Consider the following 21868-nt stretch of genomic DNA (forward strand, 5'->3'; position numbering starts at 1 on the left):
GGCTATTCGCGCCGCAGGACCTGATCGTTCATGAAGGATGCGATTTTGCCCGCCCGGAAGTCGGCGCGCAGGCGTTCCTCGTCATATTCCGTGCGCACCCAGTCCATGAAGGGAAGACGCCCTTCCGCTTCCGCCTGGTAGCGCAGGAAAAACGCGTCGAGCACCCCGGTACGTGACGTGTTGAAATGCCCGTTCTTCCATGAAAGCTGGCGCAGGGCCTCCTTCGCCGTGCCGCCTTCAAACAGAATGACAAGGCCCGCCGCCAGTCCGGTACGGTCCGCGCCGGATTTGCAGTGCATGAGCATGGGAAAGCGGATGTCGCGATAAAGCCGCTCGAATCGCTCGATCCGATCCTTGTGCGGTGCATTGCGGCTTTCAAACGCCATATCGACATGGCGCAGCCCGATCCGGTGCGCTGCCTCCCGCGACAGGACATCGGAACCGCATTTGCGCTGCCCGCGCAGGTTGACCAGCGTTTTCAGACCATGGCGGCGCACGGCAAGCCGCAGCCGCCATGGCGTGGGATGGTTGCAGCGATAGACGCGGCCGGGAATGACCACACGGAAGTTGGTCCATGTCTGGCGCAATATGGCATGGTCAACAAACAGGCTGTCGATCCATGCGCGGCTTCGGCCGGCAATGGTGGACAGGTTTCCCTCAAACACCAGCCATGTCCTTTCAGATGGAACAGATACGAAAAAGGCGCCGGAGTTTTCACATCCGGCGCCCCATCAGTCAATCATGAATGGTGAAACAGTATGTTACACCTTGCGTTCAAGCTGCAGTTCCTTGATCCGGCCAATGGCGCGGGCGGGGTTCAGGCCCTTGGGGCAGGTCTGGGTGCAGTTCATGATCGTGCGGCAGGCATAGAGCTTGAGCGGATCTTCCAGCGCATCCAGCCGGTCGCCCGCATGCTCGTCGCGGCTGTCGGCAATCCAGCGATAGGCTGCCAGCAGCGTCGCGGGGCCAAGATAGCGGTCCCCGTTCCACCAGTAGGACGGGCACGATGTCGAGCAGCAGAAGCACAGGATGCACTCCCACATGCCATCGAGCTCCGCGCGCTCCTCGATGCTCTGGCGGCGTTCGGCATCCGGCGGCGGCGCGGTATCGGATTTGAGCCACGGCTCGATCGAGCGGAGCTGGGCATAGGCCCCATCCAGATCCGGCACCAGATCCTTGATGATCGGCATGTGCGGCAGCGGGTAGATCGCGACGTCGCCTTCAATGTCCCTGATGGGCTTGAGGCAGGCCAGCGTGTTTTCCCCCGCGATGTTCATGGCGCAGGAACCGCAGATTCCCTCGCGGCAGGAACGCCGGAACGTCAGGGTGGAGTCGATATCGTTCTTGATGTGGATCAGCGCGTCGAGCACCATCGGCCCGATGCGGTCCAGATCGATCTCGTAGGTATCGACCACGGGGTTGTTGTCATCATCCGGGGTCCAGCGATAGATCCGGAAGGTCTTGACATTGGTGGCGCCGGTGGGGGCCGTAAAGGTGCGGCCTTTTCCCACGGTGCTGTTCTGTGGCAGTCTGAATTCGACCATCGTCTCGTTCCTTTTCCGCCGTTACGTCAGTAGACGCGCTTCTTGGGGGGGAAGACCTGCACATCGTTGGTCAGCGTTTTCATGTGCACGGGGCGGTAGCTTAGCGTGACATCGCCCGTGTCTGTCATGTGGGCGACGGTGTGCTTCATCCAGTTCTTGTCGTCACGGTCGGGATAGTCGTCATGCGCCTGCGCGCCGCGGCTTTCGTGGCGTGCTTCGGCGCCCGCCATCGTAACGGTGGCGTTGGCCAGCAGGTTCTCGAACTCGAGCGCTTCCATAAGGTCGCTGTTCCAGATCAGGGACCGGTCGTTGATCGAGATATCGGGCAGTTCGCCCCAGATTTCCTTGATCTTCTCGACACCCTGCGCAAGGCTTTCGGTGTTGCGGAACACGGCGGCGTGCTTTTGCATGGTGCGCTGGAGCTTGCCACGCATATCGGCCACATGCGTCTTGCCCTTGGCGTAGCGCAGGCGGTCAAAGCGCGCGATCGCGGCGTCCCCGGCCCCTTCCGGCAGCGGCGGGATCGTCTCTTCGCTCTTGATGGTCGCGGCGGCGCGCTGGGCGGCGGCACGGCCAAACACGACCAGATCCAGCAGCGAGTTCGTGCCCAGGCGGTTCGCGCCATGCACTGACACGCAGGCCGCTTCACCCACGGCCATAAGGCCCGGCACCACCGCGTCCACATCCTCCGCCGTGGGGCGGATGACTTCACCATGGTAGTTGGTGGGAATGCCGCCCATGTTGTAATGCACGGTCGGCAGCACCGGCACGGGTTCCTTGGTCACGTCGATGCCCGCGAAGATGCGCGCCGTTTCCAGGATGCCGGGCAGGCGTTCATGCAGGATGTCGGCACCGAGATGCTCGAGATGCAGCATGATGTAGTTCTTTTCCGGACCACAGCCACGGCCTTCGTTGATCTCGATGGTCATGGCGCGCGAAACCACGTCGCGCGATGCGAGATCCTTCGCCGTGGGGGCATAGCGTTCCATGAAGCGCTCACCCTCGGAATTGGTCAGGTAGCCACCTTCGCCACGGCAGCCTTCCGTCAGCAGGCAGCCGGCGGGGTAGATGCCGGTCGGGTGGAACTGCACGAATTCCATGTCCTGCATCGGCAGGCCCGCGCGGATCGCCATGCCACCGCCATCACCCGTGCAGGTATGCGCCGAGGTGCAGGAATGGTAGGCGCGGCCATAGCCGCCGGTCGCGAGCACGACCTTCTGCGCGCGGAAGCGGTGCAGCGAGCCGTCTTCCAGGCACCATGCCATGACGCCACGGCATGCGCCGTCCTCGTCCATGATCAGGTCGATGGCGAAATATTCGACGAAGAATTCGACGTTATGCTTCAGGCACTGCTGGTACAGCGTGTGCAGGATGGCATGGCCCGTGCGGTCGGCGGCGGCGCAGGCGCGGGGCACCGGGGCCTCGCCATAGTTGCGCATGTGGCCGCCAAAGGGGCGCTGGTAGATCTTGCCATCTTCCGTGCGCGAGAAGGGCACACCCATGTGTTCCAGTTCATGCACGGCGGGCACGGCCTCGCGGCACATGTATTCGATGGCGTCCTGGTCGCCCAGCCAGTCCGATCCCTTGACGGTATCGTACATGTGCCAGCGCCAGTTATCCTCGGCCATGTTGCCAAGCGATGCGCCAATGCCGCCCTGTGCGGCGACGGTGTGGCTGCGTGTGGGGAAAACCTTGGTCACGCAGGCGGTCTTGAGGCCGGCGGCCCCCATGCCCAGCGTGGCCCGGAGGCCAGAGCCGCCAGCGCCGACAACAACCACGTCATATGCGTGGTCAACAACCCTGTAGGAGCCGGTGAGTGGTGAAGTGGTCGCGTTCATTTCTTGGACGTGTCCCGATGTTCGTCCGGACGGCAGGCGGCGTGGCCGCGCGCCGGTCCGCGAATGTCATGTTCCGTGCAGGTTGGCCGCGCGGGGCTCAGCCCGCGGCGATCCGGCCCCGGCTGCTGCCGGCCAGCGCCAGCTTCAGCACGGAAACCGTGCCGAACAGCCCCAGAAGGAAGACGATTCCCTTCATCAGCAGCCCCGCGGGCAGGTGCGCCTTGCCATGCACATAGTCATCAATGATGACCTGCAGCCCAAGCTGGGTGTGGTAGAAGGTCAGGATCACCAGTGACAGCATCATGGTCGTGTTCAGGGGGCGTGCGCCCCATTTTGCGACTTCCGGCTGCGATGCGCCGGCCAGGCGGAACACCTGGATCACGAACCAGCCCGACAGCGGCACCAGCGCCACGGCCGAAGCACGTTCCGCCCACCAGTGGGCGACACCGGTCTGCCCCGACCCCAGCCCGCGTGCGCGCGAAAGCTGGGAACGCATGACCTTGATATGGGGCTTGTGTGGATTGCTCATGCTCAGGACGCCTTCTTGCGGGAACGACAGATCGCAACGCCAAGGATCCCCAGCACCAGCGCCAGCGTGGTTCCCACGGTCACGCCCACGGCCACGGGGCCATCCTCGTTTATTTCCTTCTTGTCGAAGCGGTAGCCGCTATCCCACGCAAGGTGACGCAGTCCCGCCACGAAGTGGTAGACCAGCGCCAGCGCCCACCCGGCCAGCATGAGCTGGCCCAGCGGGTTGCCGGTCACTTTCTGGACCTTGCTGAAAGATTTGGGTCCCTTGGCAGCCGCGCTGATCCAGCACAGGCCAAGGGCTGAGCCGCCAGCGGCAGCAACCCCGGCGGCGCGGTTCGCGATTGAAAGGAACATGGAAAGACGGAAGCGGTAGACCTGGAGGTGTGGGGACATAGGCCGCCTGGTCAGAGTTCCGTCGCTTCGCTGCCCTACGTAGAGCGCATCACGGACATCCTGCATGGTCGTCTCGTCAATTTCCCTGTTATGGCTTCGGTTTGTTCCGTCGCCTTGTCTGAATCCGGTCCTACGCCGCACGGAAGGCCGGGTCAACGCAGGCCCGGAACACGAGGTTGAGAGACCCCATGCCGCCCGGGGGAGAACAGGAGCGCAACCCTGCCCCCCGGGCGTGCATGACGGCTGGCCTTCAGTGGCCGAGCAGATCGAGCGCGATCATGGTTTCGGCAATCTGGACCGCGTTCAGCGCCGCACCCTTGCGCAGGTTGTCCGCGACGCACCAGAACCCGAGTCCATTGGGCACGGTGGGGTCGATGCGCAGGCGCGAGACATAGGTCGCGTCCTCCCCCACGGCTTCGAGGGGGGTGACATAGCCGCCATCCTCGCGCTTGTCGTGCAGCACCACGCCGGGCGCTTCGCGCAGGGCTTCACGGGCGCGTTCAATATCAATGGGTTCCTCGAATTCCACCGTGACGGCCTCGGCATGGCCGATGAACACGGGAACCCGCACGCAGGTAGCGAAAACCGCGATGTCGGGGTCGAGGATCTTGCGGGTCTCGACCGCCATCTTCCACTCTTCCTTGGTCGATCCGTCATCCATGAAACGGTCGATATGGGGAATGCAGTTGAACGCAATCTGCTTGGTGAACTGCTCGGCCTTGAGCGGATCGCCCACCAGGCTGCCGCGCGCCTGGCCGAACAGTTCGTCCATCCCGCTCTTGCCCGCGCCGGCCACGGCCTGGTAGGTGGCCACCACAACGCGCTTGATTGTGAACAGGTCATGCAGCGGCTTGAGCGCCACGACCATCTGGATGGTCGAGCAGTTGGGGTTGGCGATGATGCCGCGCTTCGCCTTCTTCACATCATTGGGATTGACCTCCGGCACCACCAGCGGCACGTCCGGCTCCATGCGGAAGTGGGAGGTGTTGTCGATCACGACGCACCCCGCCTTCGCCGCGCGCGGCGCATGCACGGCCGACACCGCCCCACCGGGGGAGAAAAGGGCGACATCCCAGCCGGTGAAGTCGAATGTCTCCAGATTCTGGACCTTCAGCACCTTTTTATCGCCAAAGGAGACTTCCTTGCCCGCCGAACGGGCGGACGCCAGGGCCACGATCTCATCCACAGGGAACTGGCGCTCGGCCAGAGTCTTGAGGATTTCGCGCCCCACAGCGCCGGTGGCGCCCACCACCGCAACGCGGTAACCCATAATCTTCTTTCCTGTCCTGCCCGGGCATTCCGGGGGAATGGCCGGTTTTGCGTAACTGTAGCGACACCTAGAGCCTGTAACCGAAAGGTGCAAGCAGCGCGGGCCGCGCAAAACCGCGAATCGAATCGGGGCCGGGGCCAGGGGGGCATGTCCCATGCGCGGATAGCCCTTGTCGCGTGTCGCATGCCCGGTGCAGGCTCGATCCATCGCGCCATGGGGCAGGGCCGTCTCCCTTTACCGCCCGGATGTGGCGCGCAGGCAAGAACGGTTAGAGAGATCATGGCCTTATCACCTGACATTTCCGCAACGCCGGCCGCGACCGGCCAGCGCCCGGTTTCCCCCGCCGGGGCGCGCACCGCGCCCCCCTGCACGCTCGTCATCTTCGGCGCGCATGGGGATCTGACCAAGCGGCTGCTTGTTCCGGCTCTTTATAATCTTGTGGGCAGCCACCTGCTTGATGACGGTTTCCGCATCATCGGCGTGGACCGCGTGGACACCACCACCGCGCAGTGGCGCGACGGGCTGCATGACATGATGGAGTCCTTCACCAGGGATCCGGACGCGGAATTCCATCCCGCCAGCATCGACGCCGCCCAGTGGGACTGGCTGGCCAGCAGGCTGGAATACGTGCAGGCGGATTTTGGCGATGTCGCCGCCATCCGCGCGCTGGGCGAAAAGCTGCCGGGCAACGCCATCTTCTATCTCGCCATCCCTTCGCGCTTCTTCGCCCCCGTGGTGGAAACGCTGGGCAAGGCGGGCGTGGTGACGCAGAAGGAGGGCGCATTCCGCCGCGTGGTGATTGAAAAGCCCTTCGGTTCCGACCTGGCCAGCGCGCGCGCGCTCAACCGGCAGGTGCTGGCGGTACTCGATGAGTCGCAGGTGTTCCGCATCGACCATTTCCTGGGCAAGGAGACGGTGCAGAACATTCTCGCCATGCGGTTCGGCAACCTGATATTCGAGCCGCTGTGGCGTAACGAATATGTCGATCACATCGAGATCACCGCCGCCGAGACCATTGGCGTGGAACAGCGCGGCGCGTTTTACGAACCCACGGGCGCGTTGCGCGACATGGTGCCCAACCACCTGTTCCAGCTTTTCGCCATGGTGGCGATGGAACCCCCCAATACCTTCTGCGCCGAGAGCGTGCGCAACGCCAAGGAACAGCTTTTCGAGGCCGTCACCCCCATGGACCCGCGCGACGCGGTGCGCGGGCAGTACGCGGCGGGCACGGTGGATGGCAGGCCGATGGTCGGCTACCGCGAAAGCCCCGGCGTTTCCCCGCACAGCAATACCGAAACCTATGTGGCGCTGAAACTGCATGTGGATAACTGGCGCTGGGCCGGGGTGCCGTTCTACCTGCGCACCGGCAAGGGTCTGGGCGGGCGGCGGACAGAAATCGTCGTGCAGTTCCGCAAGCCGCCGATGCTGATGTTCCGCGGGACCGAGACGGACGACCTGCCGCCCAACCGCATCATCCTCAACATCCAGCCCGCGCAGGGGCTGACGGTGGAAATGGGGGCCAAGAAGCCGGGCCCGGAAATGGACCTGACCGATGTGCAGGCCCGCTTCAGGTATGAGGATGTTTTCACCAGCACCCCCAATGTCGGCTACGAAACCCTGCTGTATGACTGCCTGATGGGGGATGAAACCCTGTTCCAGCGCGCCGATAACATCGAAGCGGCATGGAAAGCGGTCGATCCCGTCCTGCAGGCATGGGCTAAGGACACGACCGGCCCGGAAATCTATCCCGCCGGTGCGTCCGGCCCCAAGGGGGCGGATGAACTGCTCAAACGCGACGGGCGGGCATGGTATCCGCTGGATCGCGCCTGACCTGCGGTAATTGTCCGCGGATTCATGAAAAAGGCCCGTACCATGGAAGGTACGGGCCTTTTTTCAGGTCAAGGGCCTGATCCCTTACTGCGCCGGGGTAGCGGGGGCGGCCGGGGTGGCGGGCGCTGTCGCCGCCGTGTCCGCGGCCTGCTGCCTGCGTTCGGCATGCTCGGCATCGCCCTGGCGGAACAGGGTGTCGGCATGCGTGCGCTGCTTTTTCGAGAAGCTCTCGTAAAGCGCCGCGAAGCTGGAGTTCAGCGTCTGCATGTCATGCGCGCGTTCGACCGTCAGCTCGGCATAGGACTGCATGTTCTCCACGGCGTTCATGCCGGGCAGCTTTTCGCGGCGGCTGTCGATGGCGTCGTGCAGGCGCTGGGCGTTGTCGCGCATGGTCTGGGCGAAGGGGGTCCACAGGGCTTCCTGCTTCTTGGTAATGCCCAGCTCGTCATGCAGCGCCGTGATGTGGGCGTCCACCTGCTCCGGCGCGGGATCATGCGGGGTATGGGCAAGAGAGGCGGTGGCGTTGGCTGGCGGGGCGGCAGGCTGCGGATTCGCGGCCATGGCCATGGCGGGAAGAAGCACGAACGCGGCGGCGGGCAGGAACCGGCGGAACATCATGTTATGTATTTTCCTTCGCATCGGTTGGTTGCGGGGTGGGGATGTCAGGTGGGCCGGCGCGGTCAGTAGCCGCCGCCATAGGGGTAATAGGCCGGCGGCGGTGGCGGCGGGGGCGGGGCGGGATAATAGGCGGGCGGCGGCGGGGCAGAGTTCCTTTCCGCCAGCGCGCTGCCCAGCATGGCCCCCACCGCTAGACCGGCGATCCCGCTGCCTACGGCCAGCCCCGCGCCACCCCCACGGGGGCCGCCACGCCAGCCGCCGCGACCCGGCGGCGGGCCACGATGCCAGCCCGGACCACCCGGCCCATGCCAGGGCTGGGCATGGCTGGCGGGAACGGATGCGATCAGGATTCCCAATGCAAGGCCGGTGGACAGCAGGGAAGTAGCAAATTTGCGCAGATGCATGGACTCGGAAAACCTCGACATATCGTAAAGCCGGATAACGGAGCCAATGTAACCCGGGCTCGTGTCGAAACAATGGCCGGGGCCGGGGCTCTAGGCGACCCAGGGCAACCGCTTCGTCAGGGCAGATAACCTGTGGCGGCGCAGTTCGTTGCGTGCGCTGGCGTCATTGGCCATATAATTGAGCTGGATGGTGTAGCGCGGGCCGACATACTGCCGGTGGCCGTGCCATGTATCCGGCCCGTTGGGAAAGATGACCAGCGTGCCGGCGAGGGGGGGGATCTCGGCGGCGAAATCCTCCAGGTCATGGGCGTTGCGCAGCAGCCGCAGGCATCCCTCGTGGCGCGACCAGGCGCCGTTATCGGCGGGGTTGAGATAAAGCAGCACCGTCACCCGCTTGCATGCGGAGTCGCGGTGGATGCGCCCGTCCTTGGCGCGCGTGCGCCCGCGCAGGGTCAGCATGGTGGGCGCGTCATCGAGTTCCAGCCCGAATTTGGCGGCGATGAGCCCGCGCAGGCGCGGCTGCTGCAGTTCCGCCACCAGTTGCGCCATGACGGGGGACAGGTTCAGCGCCTGTGGCGGGAACGACCCGCCCGAGCGGATGACGGGCAGACTCGCGCTTATGGCGCGCAGGTCCGCCGGGCGGATGAACTGCGGCACGACCGCGTGGGCGAACGGCGTGGTGGATACGGGGGCCGCTTCCAGCGCCGCGTAGTCGGGAATAACGGGGTGAATCATGCCATCCTGCACGTTCTCAAGTGAACCGTGGCGAGACTAGGACCGGATTCAATCCATCGCAAGCGCCCCCGCCCGGTTCAGCCCGTGACCGTATCGACCGCGTCCAGCACGCGGCTGGAATAGACCAGGGCCGCGCCCGCGTTGAGCGCCACGGCGACGCCAAGTGCTTCGGCTATTTCCTCCTTCGTGGCCCCGGCCTTGACGGCGGCCTTGGAATGGACGGCGATGCACCCGTCACACCGCGTGGTGACCGCCACGGCCAGAGCGATCAGCTCGCGTGTTCTGGCGTCCAGGTGGCCCGTTGCGGCGGCGGCGTGGTCCAGTGTCTGGAGTCCCTTGAGCGTGTCGGGGGCCAGCGTCGCGAAAGCCTGGACGGATTGGCCCAGATGGGCGCGGTAGGCGTTCCAGTCGGTCATCACAAGTTCTCCATTTGGTGGGGTTTTAGTTCACCAGATGGAGAGAACGCCTGTCATGACACAGTTTGGCGAGTTCATGGCCTTGAAGGGCTTTTTTTTCCGGACTATCGGCGAAAGATCATGGATACAGACATCGCCCCCGTCCGCCCGTCCTCTGCGGTGTTTCCCGCAGGCACCGGCCCCTTCGCCGCCTACGAGGCCCGCGTGGCTTCCGGCTGTCTCGACCGCGACCCCGAACAGGAAAAAGCCGCCCGCAGGCTGGATCAGTTATGGCGGGAACTGCGCGACTACCACCCCCAGGTGGAGCAGCCCGAACCGCAGTCCACCGGCTGGCTGGGCGGGCTGAAGGCGCGGCTGGGCCTGTCCCACCCCGCACCGGCCCCGGCCCGCCCGCGTGGCGTGTACATGGTCGGGCAGGTGGGGCGTGGCAAGACCATGCTCATGGACCTGTTCTTCAGCCTGGCCCCGGTGGAGCACAAGCGCCGGGTGCATTTCCACCGTTTCATGCAGGAGGTGCACCAGCGCCTGCATGACATGAAAGCCGCAAACCCCGACCTGGCGGACCCGATTCCGCCACTGGCCCGCCAGATCGCGCAGGAAGCGTGGCTGCTCTGCTTTGATGAATTCCAGGTCAATGACATCGCGGACGCCATGATCCTGGGGCGTCTGTTCGACTACCTGTTCGCGGATGGGGTGGTGGTGGTCGCCACGTCCAACACCCGGCCCGAGGACCTGTTCCAGGACCGCCCCGGCGCCGATGCCTTCCGCCCCTTCATCGCCACGATACTGAAGGAGGTGGATACCGTCATTCTCGATTCCCCGCGTGATTACCGGCGCGGCAACGCGCATGGCATGCAGACATGGATCACCCCGGCCAATGCCGCGGCCCGTTGCGCGCTCGATTCGATCTTCACGCGGCTGGCGGCGGGCGCGCCGGTCCGGCCGGTCACGCTGGACATCATGGGCCGCAGCCTGAAGGTGGCGCAGGCGGCGGGGCCGGTCGCGCGGTTCAGCTTCGCCGATCTGTGCGGCAGGCCGCTGGGGGCGGGTGACTATCTGGCGCTGGCCACGCGCTTTCCCAACCTGGTGCTCGATGGCGTGCCGCGCATGGGGCCGGACAATTTTGACGAAGCCAGACGTTTCATCGTCCTGATCGACACATTGTACGAACAGAACGTCAAGCTGTTCGCCTCCGCCGATGTCGGTCCCGACGCCCTTTACGCCAGCGGGCAGGGGGCGACCGCGTTCGAGCGCACGGCCTCGCGGCTGGAGGAGATGCAGAGCGCGGCCTACATGCAACTGCCGCATCTTTGCGCATAACGGGCAGCGGCGGTGGCGGGGTCACGCCATCGTGACGGTTATGGCGATGGTGTGACTGATGGGGCGGTAGGCAAGCGGCACTGTCTTTGCTTGGGTATGGGCGAGTTCTCATCGGCCGGGTGTGGTCGTGGATACGGACATGCATGCCGGTACGCCTTCAGGCCCCGGCGTATGCACGAAAATGTCAGTATGCGCGGCAAGCAGACCTGATCCTGATGAATGACGGCGGCATCCCGAAACGGGTGCGGCTAGGGTAGCGATACAAAATCGGGCCGGACATGAAGCCGGACCCGACAATAGCGCGGCCACAAAGGCCGCCAGCGAGGAGATGTCTTCAATATGGCGGGCGTAGATATTCTTTCGACCGCATTCAGCGGCGCCAATACGGCTTATCTGGCTGAATTGTATGCACGCTGGGCGGCCGATCCCAACAGCGTCGATCCTTCCTTCGCCTCCCTGTTCTCGGCGATGGATGAGCAGGATGCGGAAATTGTTCATGATGCGGAGGGCGCTTCATGGGCGCCGCGCCCGCCCATGATCACCGGCGACGAGCCGGCCCCCCTGCCCAATGGCAAGGCGGCGGGTGTGACGGCCGAGGGCCTGCGCGCGGCGGCGGATGACAGCCTGCGCGCGACCCAGCTTATCCGGGCGTTCCGCGTGCGCGGCCACCTGGAGGCCCGGCTGGACCCGCTGGGGCTGCAGGTGCCCAAGCCCCATGCCGACCTGGACCCGGCCACCTACGGCTTCGGCCAGAAGGACATGGACCGCCCGATCTATCTCGGCCATATCGTCGCCCGCCTGATCGGATCCGACACCGCCACGATCAATCAGGTGCTCGACGCGCTGCGTGCGGTCTATTGCGGGCCGATCGGCGCCGAATTCATGCATATCCAGGACCCCGAGCAGCGCATGTGGGTCCAGGCGCGGCTTGAGGGCGATAACTGGCGCAAGGGTGCGACCCCGCAGGAAAAGAAGGTCATCCTCCAGCACCTGACCGAGGCGGAAGGCTTCGAATCCTTCTGCCAGAAGCGTTATGTCGGCACCAAGCGCTTCGGCCTTGAAGGTGAGGACGTGACCATTCCCGCGCTGCATGCGATCATCGACCAGGCGGCGCAGGGTGGCGTGCGCTCGGTCGCCATCGGTATGCCGCATCGCGGTCGCCTGAACACGCTCGTCAACATCGTGCGCAAGCCCTACACCGCCATTTTCAGCGAATTCGCCGGTGTGTCCTTCAAGCCCGATGACGTGCAGGGCTCGGGCGATGTGAAATACCATCTGGGCACCTCCACCGATGTCGAGATCGGGGGCACGCCCGTCCATATCTCGCTCCAGCCCAACCCGTCGCATCTGGAAGCGGTCGATCCGGTCGTGATCGGCAAGGTGCGCGCCACGCAGGATGATGACGACCACACCCAGCGCGGCCGCCACATGGGCCTGCTCCTGCATGGTGACGCGGCCTTTGCCGGGCAGGGCATCGTGTATGAAACCCTGGCGATGTCGCAGTTGATCGGCTACCGCACCGGCGGCACGATCCATGTCGTGGTCAATAACCAGATCGGGTTCACCACGGTCTCCGTCCATTCCTTCTCCGGGCTGTACTGCACGGACGTGGCCAAGGCGGTGCAGGCCCCGATCCTGCACGTCAATGGCGACGAGCCGGAAGTGGTGATCTACTGTGCCCGCCTTGCCGCCGAATTCCGCCAGAAATTCGCAGCCGACGTGGTGCTGGACGTGGTGGGCTATCGCCGCCATGGCCACAACGAGTCCGATGAGCCCTCCTTCACCCAGCCCATCATGTACAAGGCGATCGCGGCGCGTCCGACCGTGCGCAAGCTGTATTCCGATCGCCTGGTGCGCGAAGGCGTCGTGACCGAGGATCAGGTCACGGCCGAATGGGATGCCTTCCACAACAAGCTCGAAGCCGCCTATCAGGCAGCCCAGGGCTACAAGCCGAACAAGGCCGACTGGCTGGAAGGCGCATGGAAGGGGCTCAAGCCCCCGCCGGTCGACACCACCCGCCCCGCGCCGGAAACCGGCGTGTCCATCGAGCGGCTCAAGGCGGTTGGCGCGGCGCTGGCGCATGTGCCGGGGGATTTCAACGTCAACCCCAAGATCGCCCGCCAGCTCAAGGCCAAGGCCAAGATGTTCGAGACGGGTGAGGGGATCGACTGGGCAACGGGCGAGGCGCTTGGCTTCGGCACGCTGCTGCAGGACCGGCACAAGGTCCGCCTGTCGGGCGAGGACTGCCAGCGCGGCACGTTCAGCCAGCGCCACGCGGTGCTGATCGACCAGGTGAACCAGAACACCTACATGCCGCTGAACAACATTGCCAAGGACCAGGCGGCGATCGAGATCTACAACTCGCTGCTGTCCGAATTCGGCGTGCTCGGGTTCGAATACGGCTATTCGCTGGCCGATCCGAACGCGCTGGTGCTGTGGGAGGCCCAGTTCGGGGACTTCGCCAATGGCGCGCAGGTCATCATCGACCAGTTCATCGCATCGGGCGAGACCAAGTGGCTGCGCATGTCCGGCCTCGTCATGCTGCTGCCGCATGGTTACGAGGGGCAGGGACCGGAGCATTCCTCCGCGCGTCTCGAACGCTACCTCCAGCTCTGCGCCGAGAACAACATGCGCGTGTGCAACCTGACCACGCCCGCGAACTACTACCATGCCCTGCGCCGACAGCTTTTCCTCGATTACCGCAAGCCGCTGATCATCATGACGCCGAAGTCCCTGCTGCGCCACAAGCTGGCGGTGTCGGAACTGAAGGATTTCGGCCCGGGCACCCGCTTCCTGCCGGTGATCGGGGAAATCGACCAGATCGCGGCCCCGGCCAAGGTGGATCGCGTGGTGATCTGTTCGGGCAAGGTCTATTACGACCTGCTGGCCGAACGCCGGGAACGCAAGCTGGACAATGTCGCCATCGTGCGGCTTGAGCAGTTCTATCCCTTCCCCGACAAGCTGCTGGGCGCGGAACTGGCGCGCTATCCGGGGGCCAAGGTGATCTGGTGCCAGGAAGAACCCGAAAACATGGGCGGCTGGAACTTTGTCGATCGCCTGATCGAAGGCGTGCTGGCGGATGTCGGCCACAAGAGCACGCGCCCGACCTATGTCGGACGGGTCGCGGCGGCCAGCCCGGCCACGGGCCTTGCCAAGGTCCATATTGCCGAACAGACCGCGCTGGTGAACAAGGCGCTGGGTGTCGGGGCCTGAGGGAACACAGGCCAACGAACATGTAAGGGGGCGGCGGTCCGGCCGCCTCCATGAATAATGATAAGGCCCATCCGGTGCGGGAATGCCGCGCCGGGCGGGCAAGGGATTGGGAAACAGGAAATGTCCGCCGAGATCAAGGTACCGACACTGGGTGAAAGTGTTACAACAGCAACCGTTGCAAAATGGCTGAAGCAGCCCGGCGATGCCGTGAGCGAGGATGATCCGGTAGTCGAACTGGAAACCGACAAGGTCAGCGTGGAAGTCCCGGCCCCGCAGGCGGGTGTGCTGGGGCCGATTCTGGTGCCCGAAGGCACGGAAGTGGAGGTCGGCACCCTGCTGTCCACCGTCGAGGCCGGTAGTGGCGCGGCCCCCAAGGCCGCCGCCCCGGCCCCGAAAAAGGAAGCGACGGCCCCCGCCGGCGTGCAGGCACAGCCCGTGGCCAGCGGGCCGGTCGCGCGCCCGGCCACCCCGCCGTCCGATGTGGTGGCACAGGGTGCCGCCGCCGTGGCCTTCCCCGCCGCGCGCAAGATCATGACGGAGCAGGGTGTCTCCGCCGCGCAGATCGGCGCGGGCACGGGCAAGGATGGCCGGATCACCAAGGGTGACGTGCAGGCGTTCCTGTCGCAGCCGCGCGCGGCCCAGCCCGCCGCGGCCCCGCGTGCGCCCCGGCAGGACGACCCGCGTGAAGAGCGCGTGAAGATGACCCGCCTGCGCCGCACCATCGCGCGCCGCCTGAAGGACGCGCAGAACACCGCCGCCCTGCTCACCACCTTCAACGAGGTGGACATGTCGGCGGTGATGCAGATGCGCGCCGAATACAAGGACCTGTTCATCAAGAAGCATAACGGCGTCAAGCTGGGCTTCATGTCCATCTTCAGCCGGGCCGTGATCGCGGCGTTGCAGGAATTCCCCGCCATCAACGCCGAGATCGACGGCGATGACGTGATCTACCGTGAATTCGTCAATCTCGGCATTGCCGTGGGTGGCCCGAACGGTCTGGTCGTGCCCGTGATCCGCGACGCCGACCAGATGAGCTTCGCCCAGATCGAGGGCGCGATTGCAGGCTTTGGCAAGAAGGCCCGCGAAGGCACGCTGAAGATTGATGAACTGTCCGGTGGCACGTTCTCCATCACCAATGGCGGCATTTACGGCTCGCTCATGTCCACGCCGATCATCAACGCGCCGCAGTCGGCCATCCTTGGCATGCACGCCATCCAGGAGCGCCCGGTCGCCGTGGATGGGCAGGTCGTGATCCGTCCGATGATGTATATCGCGCTGACCTATGACCACCGCATCGTGGATGGCAAGGAAGCGGTGAGCTTCCTTGTGCGGGTCAAGCAGAACGTGGAGGATCCGCGTCGTCTGCTGCTGCAGGTCTGATGCCTGCCGGGGCCGCGCGCAGGCGCGGCCCGTACGCGCTACCGCTGTATTGCAAGCAGGACTGAAGAAACATGACAATTGACATCAAGGTGCCCACGCTGGGCGAAAGTGTGACCACGGCGACTGTCAGCAAATGGCTGAAGCAGCCCGGTGATGCCGTGAACGCGGATGATCCGGTGGCCGAACTGGAAACCGACAAGGTCAGCGTGGAAGTTCCCGCCCCGCAGGCGGGCGTGCTGGGCGCGCATGCCGTAAAGGAAGGCGATGAGGTTGAGGTCGGCACTGTCCTGACCACCCTTACCCCCGGCGCGGGCGGCCAGCAGGCGGCCCCGGCCGCGAAACCGGCGCAGCCGGCGGCACCCGCCGCGCCAGCCGCTGCTCCTTCCGCGCCGGCCGCCGCGACGCAGGCCCCATCCGAGACGGATTACGATGTGATCGTGATCGGGGCGGGCCCTGGTGGTTACGTATGCGCCATCCGCGCCGCGCAGCTTGGCTTCAAGGTGGCCTGCGTGGAAAAGCGCGCGACACTGGGGGGCACCTGCCTCAACGTGGGCTGTATCCCGTCCAAGGCGCTGCTCCAGCAGTCCGAGAACTTTCATGCCGCCAAGGATGAATATGCCGATATGGGCATCATCATCGACAGCGTGAAGCTCGATCTGGCGAAGATGATGGCGCGCAAGCAGTCCGTGGTCGAAGCCAACGTGAAGGGCGTGGAGTTCCTGTTCAAGAAGAACAAGATCACCTGGCTCAAGGGCACCGGCAAGGTCGAGGGCACGGGTCGCATCTCGGTCGATGGCAAGCCGGTCACGGCCAAGCACATCGTCATCGCCAGCGGCAGCGACAGTGCGGGCCTGCCGGGGATCGAGGTGGACGAGAAGCAGATCGTCACCTCCACCGGGGCGCTTGAACTCTCCGCCGTGCCCAAGCGGCTGGCCGTGATCGGTGGCGGTGTGATCGGCCTGGAGCTGGGCAGCGTGTGGCATCGTCTGGGCGCGGATGTGACGGTGATCGAATATCTCGACCGTCTGGTTCCGGGCACGGATAACGAGATCGCCAAGAGCTTCCAGCGCATCCTGACCAGGCAGGGCCTGAAGATGAAGCTGGGCCACAAGGTGACCAAGGCCGAGAAAGGCCCCAACGGCGTGACCCTGACCGTGGAACCCGCGCAGGGCGGTACGGCGGAAACGCTGGAAGCCGACGTGGTGCTGCTGGCCATTGGCCGCACGGCCGCGAGCAAGGGCTTCGGGCTGGAAGAAGCTGGCGTGGCGCTGGACAAGCGTGGCCGGATCGTGACCGATGCGCATTATGCCACCAATGTGCCGGGCATCTACGCCATTGGCGATGTGATCGCGGGTCCGATGCTGGCCCACAAGGCCGAGGAAGAAGGCGTCGCCGTGGCCGAACTGCTGGCCGGGCAGGCGGGTCATGTGAATTACGGCGCAATCCCCGCCGTGGTGTACACATGGCCGGAGGTCGCGACCGTTGGCAAGACGGAAGAAAACCTGAAGGATGAAGGTGTTTCCTACAAGGTTGGCAAATTCCCCTTCACCGCCAATGGCCGTGCCCGCGCCATCGGCATGACGGACGGATTCGTCAAGGTTCTGGCCGACGCCACCACCGACCAGGTGCTGGGTGTGCATATTCTTGGCCCGATGGCGGGTGAACTGATTGCCGAATGCACCATGGCGATCGAGTTCGGCGCATCGTCCGAGGATATTGCCCGCACCTGTCACGCCCACCCCACGTTGAGCGAGGCGGTAAAGGAAGCGGCGCTGGATGTGGACAAGCGCGCCATCCATATCTGATCCGGTATCCGGAACGAAAAAACCCACGGCAGGTCTCCTGTCGTGGGTTTTTTTTGGTCAGGGCCTGAAGAAGTTTTTGGTGAAGCTTTTTTCAAAAAGCTTCAAGAAACGCTGGTTTCTGGAAAAAAGACGCCCCCCAAAAACCTTTTACTGCGTCTCAACCGCCGCGCACCGGGTATTCAGCCTGTCACCGGCTCCCATGTCATTTCCCGCGTAACATGGATCAGTTCCGTGGCCGAAACGGCGGGCGAGATGAAAAATCCCTGCACATGATCCACACCCAGCCTGCATGCGATGTCGAACTCGGCCTGGGTTTCAACGCCCTCTATGGTGACGGTCAGGTTGTAGCCATGGCCAAGCTTGATGAGTGAGGCGAGCATGCTGCGGGCCTTTTCGTCCGTGGCGACATCCCGGATAAGGCAGCGATCCAGCTTGAGCGCGCGCAACGGCAGTTCGCTCAGTGTGGAAAGGCGGGCCATGCCGTAACCGAAATTATCCATGGCCAGCCCGAATCCCTCCTCCGCCAGTTGACGCAGGTGCGCATAGCTTTTCTTGGCCCGGCGGCCCTGAAGCATCTGTTCGGTCACCTCCAGCATGAAGGTTTCGGGCGGCAGGTCGCGCCGCCGGATTTCACTGAACAGGTTGCCCTGTTGTTCAAGGTTCAGCAGGTCCAGATGTGACAGGTTGACCGCCACGCACAGGCCGGACATGCCTGCCTGCTTCCATTTTTCGATATCGTCATGGAAGGACTGGATAAGATGTGCCTCCATGTCCTGTGCCAGAACGGAATCGGTAAAGACCTCGGCAAACAGCCCGGCGGAAAGAAGCCCGCGTTCGGGGTGATGCCAGCGCATGAGGGCCTCCGCCTGTTCGATCCGGCCCGTGCGTGTGTTGAGGATGGGCTGGTAATACACCTCGAACTGTTTTTCCCGCACGCCCACCCGGGCTTCGGCCAGTAGCCTGGCCCGCTTTATGGTGGTCTTGTGCAGGCCCGGCGTGAACATGCGCGCCTGCTTGCCGCCCGCCTGCTTGGCGGCATAGACCGCGACATCCGCGTTTTTCTGCAGGCCTTCCAGCGTCTCGTCACCCGTTATGCGGGTCGCGCCAATGCTGCCGGAAATGCGCACCGTCGCGCTGTCCAGCATGATCGGCTCTTCCAGCAGGTGCTGTATTTTCTTCAGTATGGTCTCAAGCGGCGTGATCTTCAGGCTCTTGTGCAGGATCAGGGCGAACTCGTCGCCCCCCAGCCGACTGATCACGTCATCTGGCCCGATCAGTTCAAGCAGGCGGGTGGCAATGGTCTTGAGTACCTCGTCACCCGCATGGTGGCCATGGATGTCATTGACGGGCTTGAAACCGTCCAGGTCGAACATGACCAGCACCCGTGGCTCGGCGCTGCGGCGCTTGCTGGCTTCCAGCGCCGTGACGAGATGGGCATTGAAACCACCCCGGTTGAGCAGGCCGGTCAGCATGTCGGTCGCGGCCTGTTTCCTCAGCCGCATCTTGGTGTTCATAAGCTCGGTGATCTCGAAACGGGCGGCGACGAACCCGTTGATGTCACCGCGCATGTTGCGGTGGGGAATGATGGTGGTTGCAACCCAGTAATGACTGCCGTCCTTGGCGCGGTTGCATATGTTGCCATGCCATGTACGACCGGCATGCAGCGTCTTGTACATGTTGCGGAAGAATGCCTGGCTATGTTCGCCCGATTTCAGGATGCTGTGGGTATTGCCCAGAAGTTCCTGACGTGAATACTGGCTGATCTGACAAAATCTGTCGTTGACGTACGTAATGGTTCCGTTCTGGTCCGTGACAGCTACAATAAGGACATTGTCCACCACATCCGCCCAGAAGTCGGCATCTTCATGCGTTAGGGCGCGAAGCCTGTGGTCATGGTGAGCGGACATTCTGTTACCTCAAGTACGGAGCCGAAAACCGGGTGCTGCCTTCCGGCAATCTAGGACGATTTTTTTTCGGTGAAACATCTTTGGCGGTGACGGGTCAGGCCGGAACGAACGAACCGTTCCGCGCCATATCCTTACCGCTACGGCCCCGTTGCCATAGGCGCAAGGGTATTACCAGCGCAAGGCGCGTGGCTGGCTGTAATTTTTAGATAATAATCGTTTATATTTAGTTAAAATACCGCCCTGACGGACCGCCAGCCCCCTGTCCGGGGGGAAGCCGCGCCATGTTTCAGGCCGTCATCTTTCCGGCGGGCGGTTTTTGCCCGCACAGGCCGAACACCCGCCACATCCCCTGGCCTCACGTGGCAGGCTGCGCCGGGTCGCGTAACGGACCAGTCCATCGGGCGCGTGGCATCGGCGCAGGAGCAGGCCCGTCGCACCCCATAGTTTCTGGCGGCCGGCAGGGAACAGCCGCCCCGCCCAGTACAGCGCGCAGAGCGCGACAGCCCCGCAGGCCAGCAGGATCTGGAGCAGGGAACCGGGCGCCATCAGAACATCAGTGCGATATGGTAGGTCAGGAAAGCGGCGGCGTAGGCAAGGGCGAACAGGTACCCCGCAGTAAGGCCGACCATGGACCATGACAGCGTTTCGCGCCGGATCACCGCCAGGGTCGCCACGCATTGCGGCGCATAGACATACCACGCCAGCAGCGAAAGGGCGGTGGCCAGACTCCAGTGCGAGGGCAGCATCTGGCCAAGCTGGCTTGCGGCCAGATCCGTATCCGTGCCCGAACCAAGGGAATAGACCGTGGCCAGCGCCCCCACCGCGACCTCACGCGCCGCAAGGCCGGGGATCAGGGCGATACAGATCTGCCAGTTGAAGCCGAGCGGGGCGAAAACCGGCAGCATGAGATGGCCGATCCGGCCGGCGAGGCTCCAGTCAATGGCCGGCCCCGGCGCGCCCGCGGGCGGGGGCGGGAAGCTGGACAGCCCCCATAGCAGCACCGTGAGCGAGACGATGGTGGTCCCCACGCGCACCAGGAATATGCGGGCGCGTTCCCACAGCCCCAGCGCGAGATCGCGCGGGTTGGGCAGCCGGTAGGCGGGCAGTTCCATAAGCAGCGTGGCTTCCTGCCTGTCGGTATTGCGCCAGCGCAGCACGCGCGCGACCAGCAGCGCCGAACCGATGCCGATCGCATAAAGCCCGAACAGAACCAGCCCCTGGAGGTTGAGGAACCCCGCGATGCTGCGGTGGGGAATGAACGCCCCGATCAGCAGCGTATAGACCGGCAGCCGCGCGGAACAGGTCATGAGCGGGGCGATCAGGATCGTGATCAGCCGGTCGCGCGGGTTCTGGATGGTGCGGGTGGCCATGATGCCCGGCACCGCGCAGGCGAAGCTGGACAGCAGCGGTATGAAGGAGCGCCCGCTCAGCCCCGCAACCGACATGAACCGGTCCAGCAGGAAGGCCGCGCGCGGCAGGTAGCCCGATTCCTCCAGCACCAGTATCCACAGGAACAGGATCAGGATTTGCGGCAGGAACGTCACCACGCTGCCCGCGCCCGCGATGACGCCATCAACGATCAGGCTGCGTATGACGCCCGGCGGCAGCATCCGCCCCACCGCCTGCCCCAGCATGCCCATGCCCGCGTCGATTCCGTCCATGAGCGGCTGCGCCCATGCGAACACCGCCTGGAACATGAAAAACAGCAGCACGACCAGCAGGACCGGCCCCCAGACCGGATGCAGCACCCAGCGGTCGAGCCGTTCCTCCATCCGGTCGGACAGGGGGGAGGAATGGGTCACGCAGTCCGCCAGGATCCCGCGCACCATCGCATGCAGGTCCGTGCCGGGGGGGAGCGGGGTAGGAACGGGCGGCAGGGCGCCGTCCAGTTCCTCCAGCAGGCTGCATGCGCCATTGCGCCTGATGCCGACCGTGGCGACGACAGGCATGCCAAGCTCCGCCTGCAGGCGCGGCAGGTCGATTTCCATGCCGTTGCGCCGGGCGGCATCGACCATGTTCAGCGCCAGGATCACGGGGCGGCCTATGGCGCGCATTTCCAGCACGAAACGCAGGTGCAGCCGCAGGTTGGTCGCATCCGCAACACAGACCAGCAGGTCGGGGGGCGTCTCCCCCCTATAGGTTCCGGCGCAGACATCGCGGGTCACGGCCTCATCGGGGCTGGTGGCGTTCAGGCTGTACGCGCCGGGCAGGTCAAGCAGGCGGACGCGGCGGCCCCCGGCGGTGGTGAACCAGCCTTCCTTGCGTTCAACAGTGGCGCCCGCGTAATTGGCCACTTTCTGCCTGCTGCCGGTCAGCAGGTTGAACAGGGCGGTCTTGCCGCAGTTGGGGTTCCCGACCAGTGCGATGTTAAGGGTGGTCATTCCTGCTCTTTCACCGTGTGGACGTGTACCCGTTCCGCCTCCGTGCGGCGTAGGGCGAAGCGGGTGAACCCGATGCGTACCGCCAGCGGATCACCGCCCATGGGCGCGGTCGCGACAACACGCACGGCCTCGCCCGGTACGAAACCGAGTTCACGCAAACGCCGTGCCACGGGGTCGGCGTTGTCCGGGTCGTCAACGCTGTCAATCACACCATCGGTGCCGCGTGGCAGGTCGCTCAGTCGCATGGGTAAGACTTCATCCAGCCGATAAAAGTAAGTAATAA

19 protein-coding genes are annotated in these 21868 nt (G+C 64.4%); 5 read left to right on the forward strand and 14 right to left on the reverse strand.

Annotation, left to right across the window (positions count from 1 at the left end; all coding sequences use genetic code 11):
• Positions 1–2: 2 nt before the first annotated feature.
• From LDL28_RS10020 to LDL28_RS10045, 6 genes are all read right to left on the reverse strand, one after another.
• Positions 3–665, reverse strand: coding sequence for a fused DSP-PTPase phosphatase/NAD kinase-like protein (locus LDL28_RS10020; protein WP_233058414.1), 663 nt, complete (start codon positions 663–665; stop codon positions 3–5).
• 96 nt (positions 666–761) lie between these two features.
• On the reverse strand, positions 762–1544 hold the full coding sequence (locus tag LDL28_RS10025; protein WP_233058415.1) for a succinate dehydrogenase iron-sulfur subunit: 783 nt from the start codon (positions 1542–1544) through the stop codon (positions 762–764).
• Positions 1545–1570: 26 nt separating this feature from the next.
• Complete coding sequence (gene sdhA / locus LDL28_RS10030) at positions 1571–3382, reverse strand: succinate dehydrogenase flavoprotein subunit (RefSeq protein ID WP_233058416.1); 1812 nt, start codon at positions 3380–3382, stop codon at positions 1571–1573.
• Between the two features lie 97 nt (positions 3383–3479).
• The gene (gene sdhD / locus LDL28_RS10035) at positions 3480–3911 is read right to left on the reverse strand and encodes a succinate dehydrogenase, hydrophobic membrane anchor protein (RefSeq protein WP_233058417.1); all 432 of its coding nucleotides are present in this window, start codon (positions 3909–3911) and stop codon (positions 3480–3482) included.
• 2 nt (positions 3912–3913) lie between these two features.
• On the reverse strand, positions 3914–4306 hold the full coding sequence (gene sdhC / locus LDL28_RS10040) for a succinate dehydrogenase, cytochrome b556 subunit (RefSeq protein WP_233058418.1): 393 nt from the start codon (positions 4304–4306) through the stop codon (positions 3914–3916).
• Between the two features lie 250 nt (positions 4307–4556).
• Positions 4557–5576, reverse strand: coding sequence for an aspartate-semialdehyde dehydrogenase (locus tag LDL28_RS10045; RefSeq protein ID WP_233058419.1), 1020 nt, complete (start codon positions 5574–5576; stop codon positions 4557–4559).
• 279 nt (positions 5577–5855) lie between these two features.
• Here LDL28_RS10045 and zwf point away from each other — a divergent pair, with 279 nt between their 5' ends.
• Positions 5856–7406: a glucose-6-phosphate dehydrogenase gene (gene zwf / locus LDL28_RS10050; RefSeq protein ID WP_233058420.1), complete on the forward strand. Its 1551-nt coding sequence runs from the start codon at positions 5856–5858 to the stop codon at positions 7404–7406.
• A gap of 84 nt (positions 7407–7490) precedes the next feature.
• On the opposite strand, the gene LDL28_RS10055 is transcribed toward zwf, so the two are convergent.
• The 4 genes from LDL28_RS10055 to LDL28_RS10070 form a co-directional block, all read right to left on the reverse strand.
• The gene (locus tag LDL28_RS10055) at positions 7491–8024 is read right to left on the reverse strand and encodes a Spy/CpxP family protein refolding chaperone (RefSeq protein ID WP_233058421.1); all 534 of its coding nucleotides are present in this window, start codon (positions 8022–8024) and stop codon (positions 7491–7493) included.
• A gap of 62 nt (positions 8025–8086) precedes the next feature.
• Positions 8087–8428 carry a hypothetical protein gene (locus LDL28_RS10060; RefSeq protein ID WP_233058422.1) on the reverse strand — a complete coding sequence of 114 codons (342 nt, stop codon included), beginning with the start codon at positions 8426–8428 and terminating at the stop codon, positions 8087–8089.
• 90 nt (positions 8429–8518) lie between these two features.
• Entirely contained in the window at positions 8519–9163 is a 645-nt protein-coding gene (locus LDL28_RS10065; protein ID WP_183480056.1) for a 2OG-Fe(II) oxygenase, read from the reverse strand.
• A 77-nt stretch (positions 9164–9240) separates the two neighbouring features.
• Positions 9241–9579, reverse strand: coding sequence for a carboxymuconolactone decarboxylase family protein (locus tag LDL28_RS10070; protein ID WP_233058423.1), 339 nt, complete (start codon positions 9577–9579; stop codon positions 9241–9243).
• Between the two features lie 120 nt (positions 9580–9699).
• On the opposite strand from LDL28_RS10070, the gene zapE reads away from it, so the two are divergent.
• From zapE to lpdA, 4 genes are all read left to right on the forward strand, one after another.
• Complete coding sequence (gene zapE, locus LDL28_RS10075) at positions 9700–10899, forward strand: cell division protein ZapE (RefSeq protein WP_233058424.1); 1200 nt, start codon at positions 9700–9702, stop codon at positions 10897–10899.
• Between the two features lie 339 nt (positions 10900–11238).
• On the forward strand, positions 11239–14112 hold the full coding sequence (locus LDL28_RS10080) for a 2-oxoglutarate dehydrogenase E1 component (RefSeq protein WP_233058425.1): 2874 nt from the start codon (positions 11239–11241) through the stop codon (positions 14110–14112).
• A 120-nt stretch (positions 14113–14232) separates the two neighbouring features.
• Positions 14233–15492: a 2-oxoglutarate dehydrogenase complex dihydrolipoyllysine-residue succinyltransferase gene (gene odhB / locus LDL28_RS10085; RefSeq protein WP_233058426.1), complete on the forward strand. Its 1260-nt coding sequence runs from the start codon at positions 14233–14235 to the stop codon at positions 15490–15492.
• Between the two features lie 71 nt (positions 15493–15563).
• A complete protein-coding gene (gene lpdA / locus LDL28_RS10090) occupies positions 15564–17297 on the forward strand; it encodes a dihydrolipoyl dehydrogenase (RefSeq protein WP_233058427.1) in 1734 nt (577 codons plus the stop codon).
• A gap of 179 nt (positions 17298–17476) precedes the next feature.
• Here the strand turns inward: lpdA and LDL28_RS10095 are convergent, their stop codons facing one another.
• From LDL28_RS10095 to LDL28_RS10110, 4 genes are all read right to left on the reverse strand, one after another.
• Positions 17477–19204 (reverse strand): bifunctional diguanylate cyclase/phosphodiesterase, encoded by a 1728-nt coding sequence (locus LDL28_RS10095; RefSeq protein ID WP_233058428.1) that lies wholly within the window; start codon positions 19202–19204, stop codon positions 17477–17479.
• 294 nt (positions 19205–19498) lie between these two features.
• The gene (locus LDL28_RS10100) at positions 19499–19750 is read right to left on the reverse strand and encodes a DUF6587 family protein (RefSeq protein WP_233058429.1); all 252 of its coding nucleotides are present in this window, start codon (positions 19748–19750) and stop codon (positions 19499–19501) included.
• The gene (feoB, locus tag LDL28_RS10105; protein WP_233058430.1) at positions 19750–21585 is read right to left on the reverse strand and encodes a ferrous iron transport protein B; all 1836 of its coding nucleotides are present in this window, start codon (positions 21583–21585) and stop codon (positions 19750–19752) included. The genes LDL28_RS10100 and feoB overlap by 1 nt, the downstream gene beginning before the upstream one ends.
• Positions 21582–21830, reverse strand: a complete 249-nt coding sequence (locus LDL28_RS10110; RefSeq protein ID WP_025813674.1) for a FeoA family protein — start codon at positions 21828–21830, stop codon at positions 21582–21584. The genes feoB and LDL28_RS10110 overlap by 4 nt, the downstream gene beginning before the upstream one ends.
• Between the last annotated feature and the right edge of the window lie 38 nt (positions 21831–21868).

This window comes from Komagataeibacter sp. FNDCR2, from assembly GCF_021295395.1.
Taxonomy (GTDB): domain Bacteria; phylum Pseudomonadota; class Alphaproteobacteria; order Acetobacterales; family Acetobacteraceae; genus Komagataeibacter.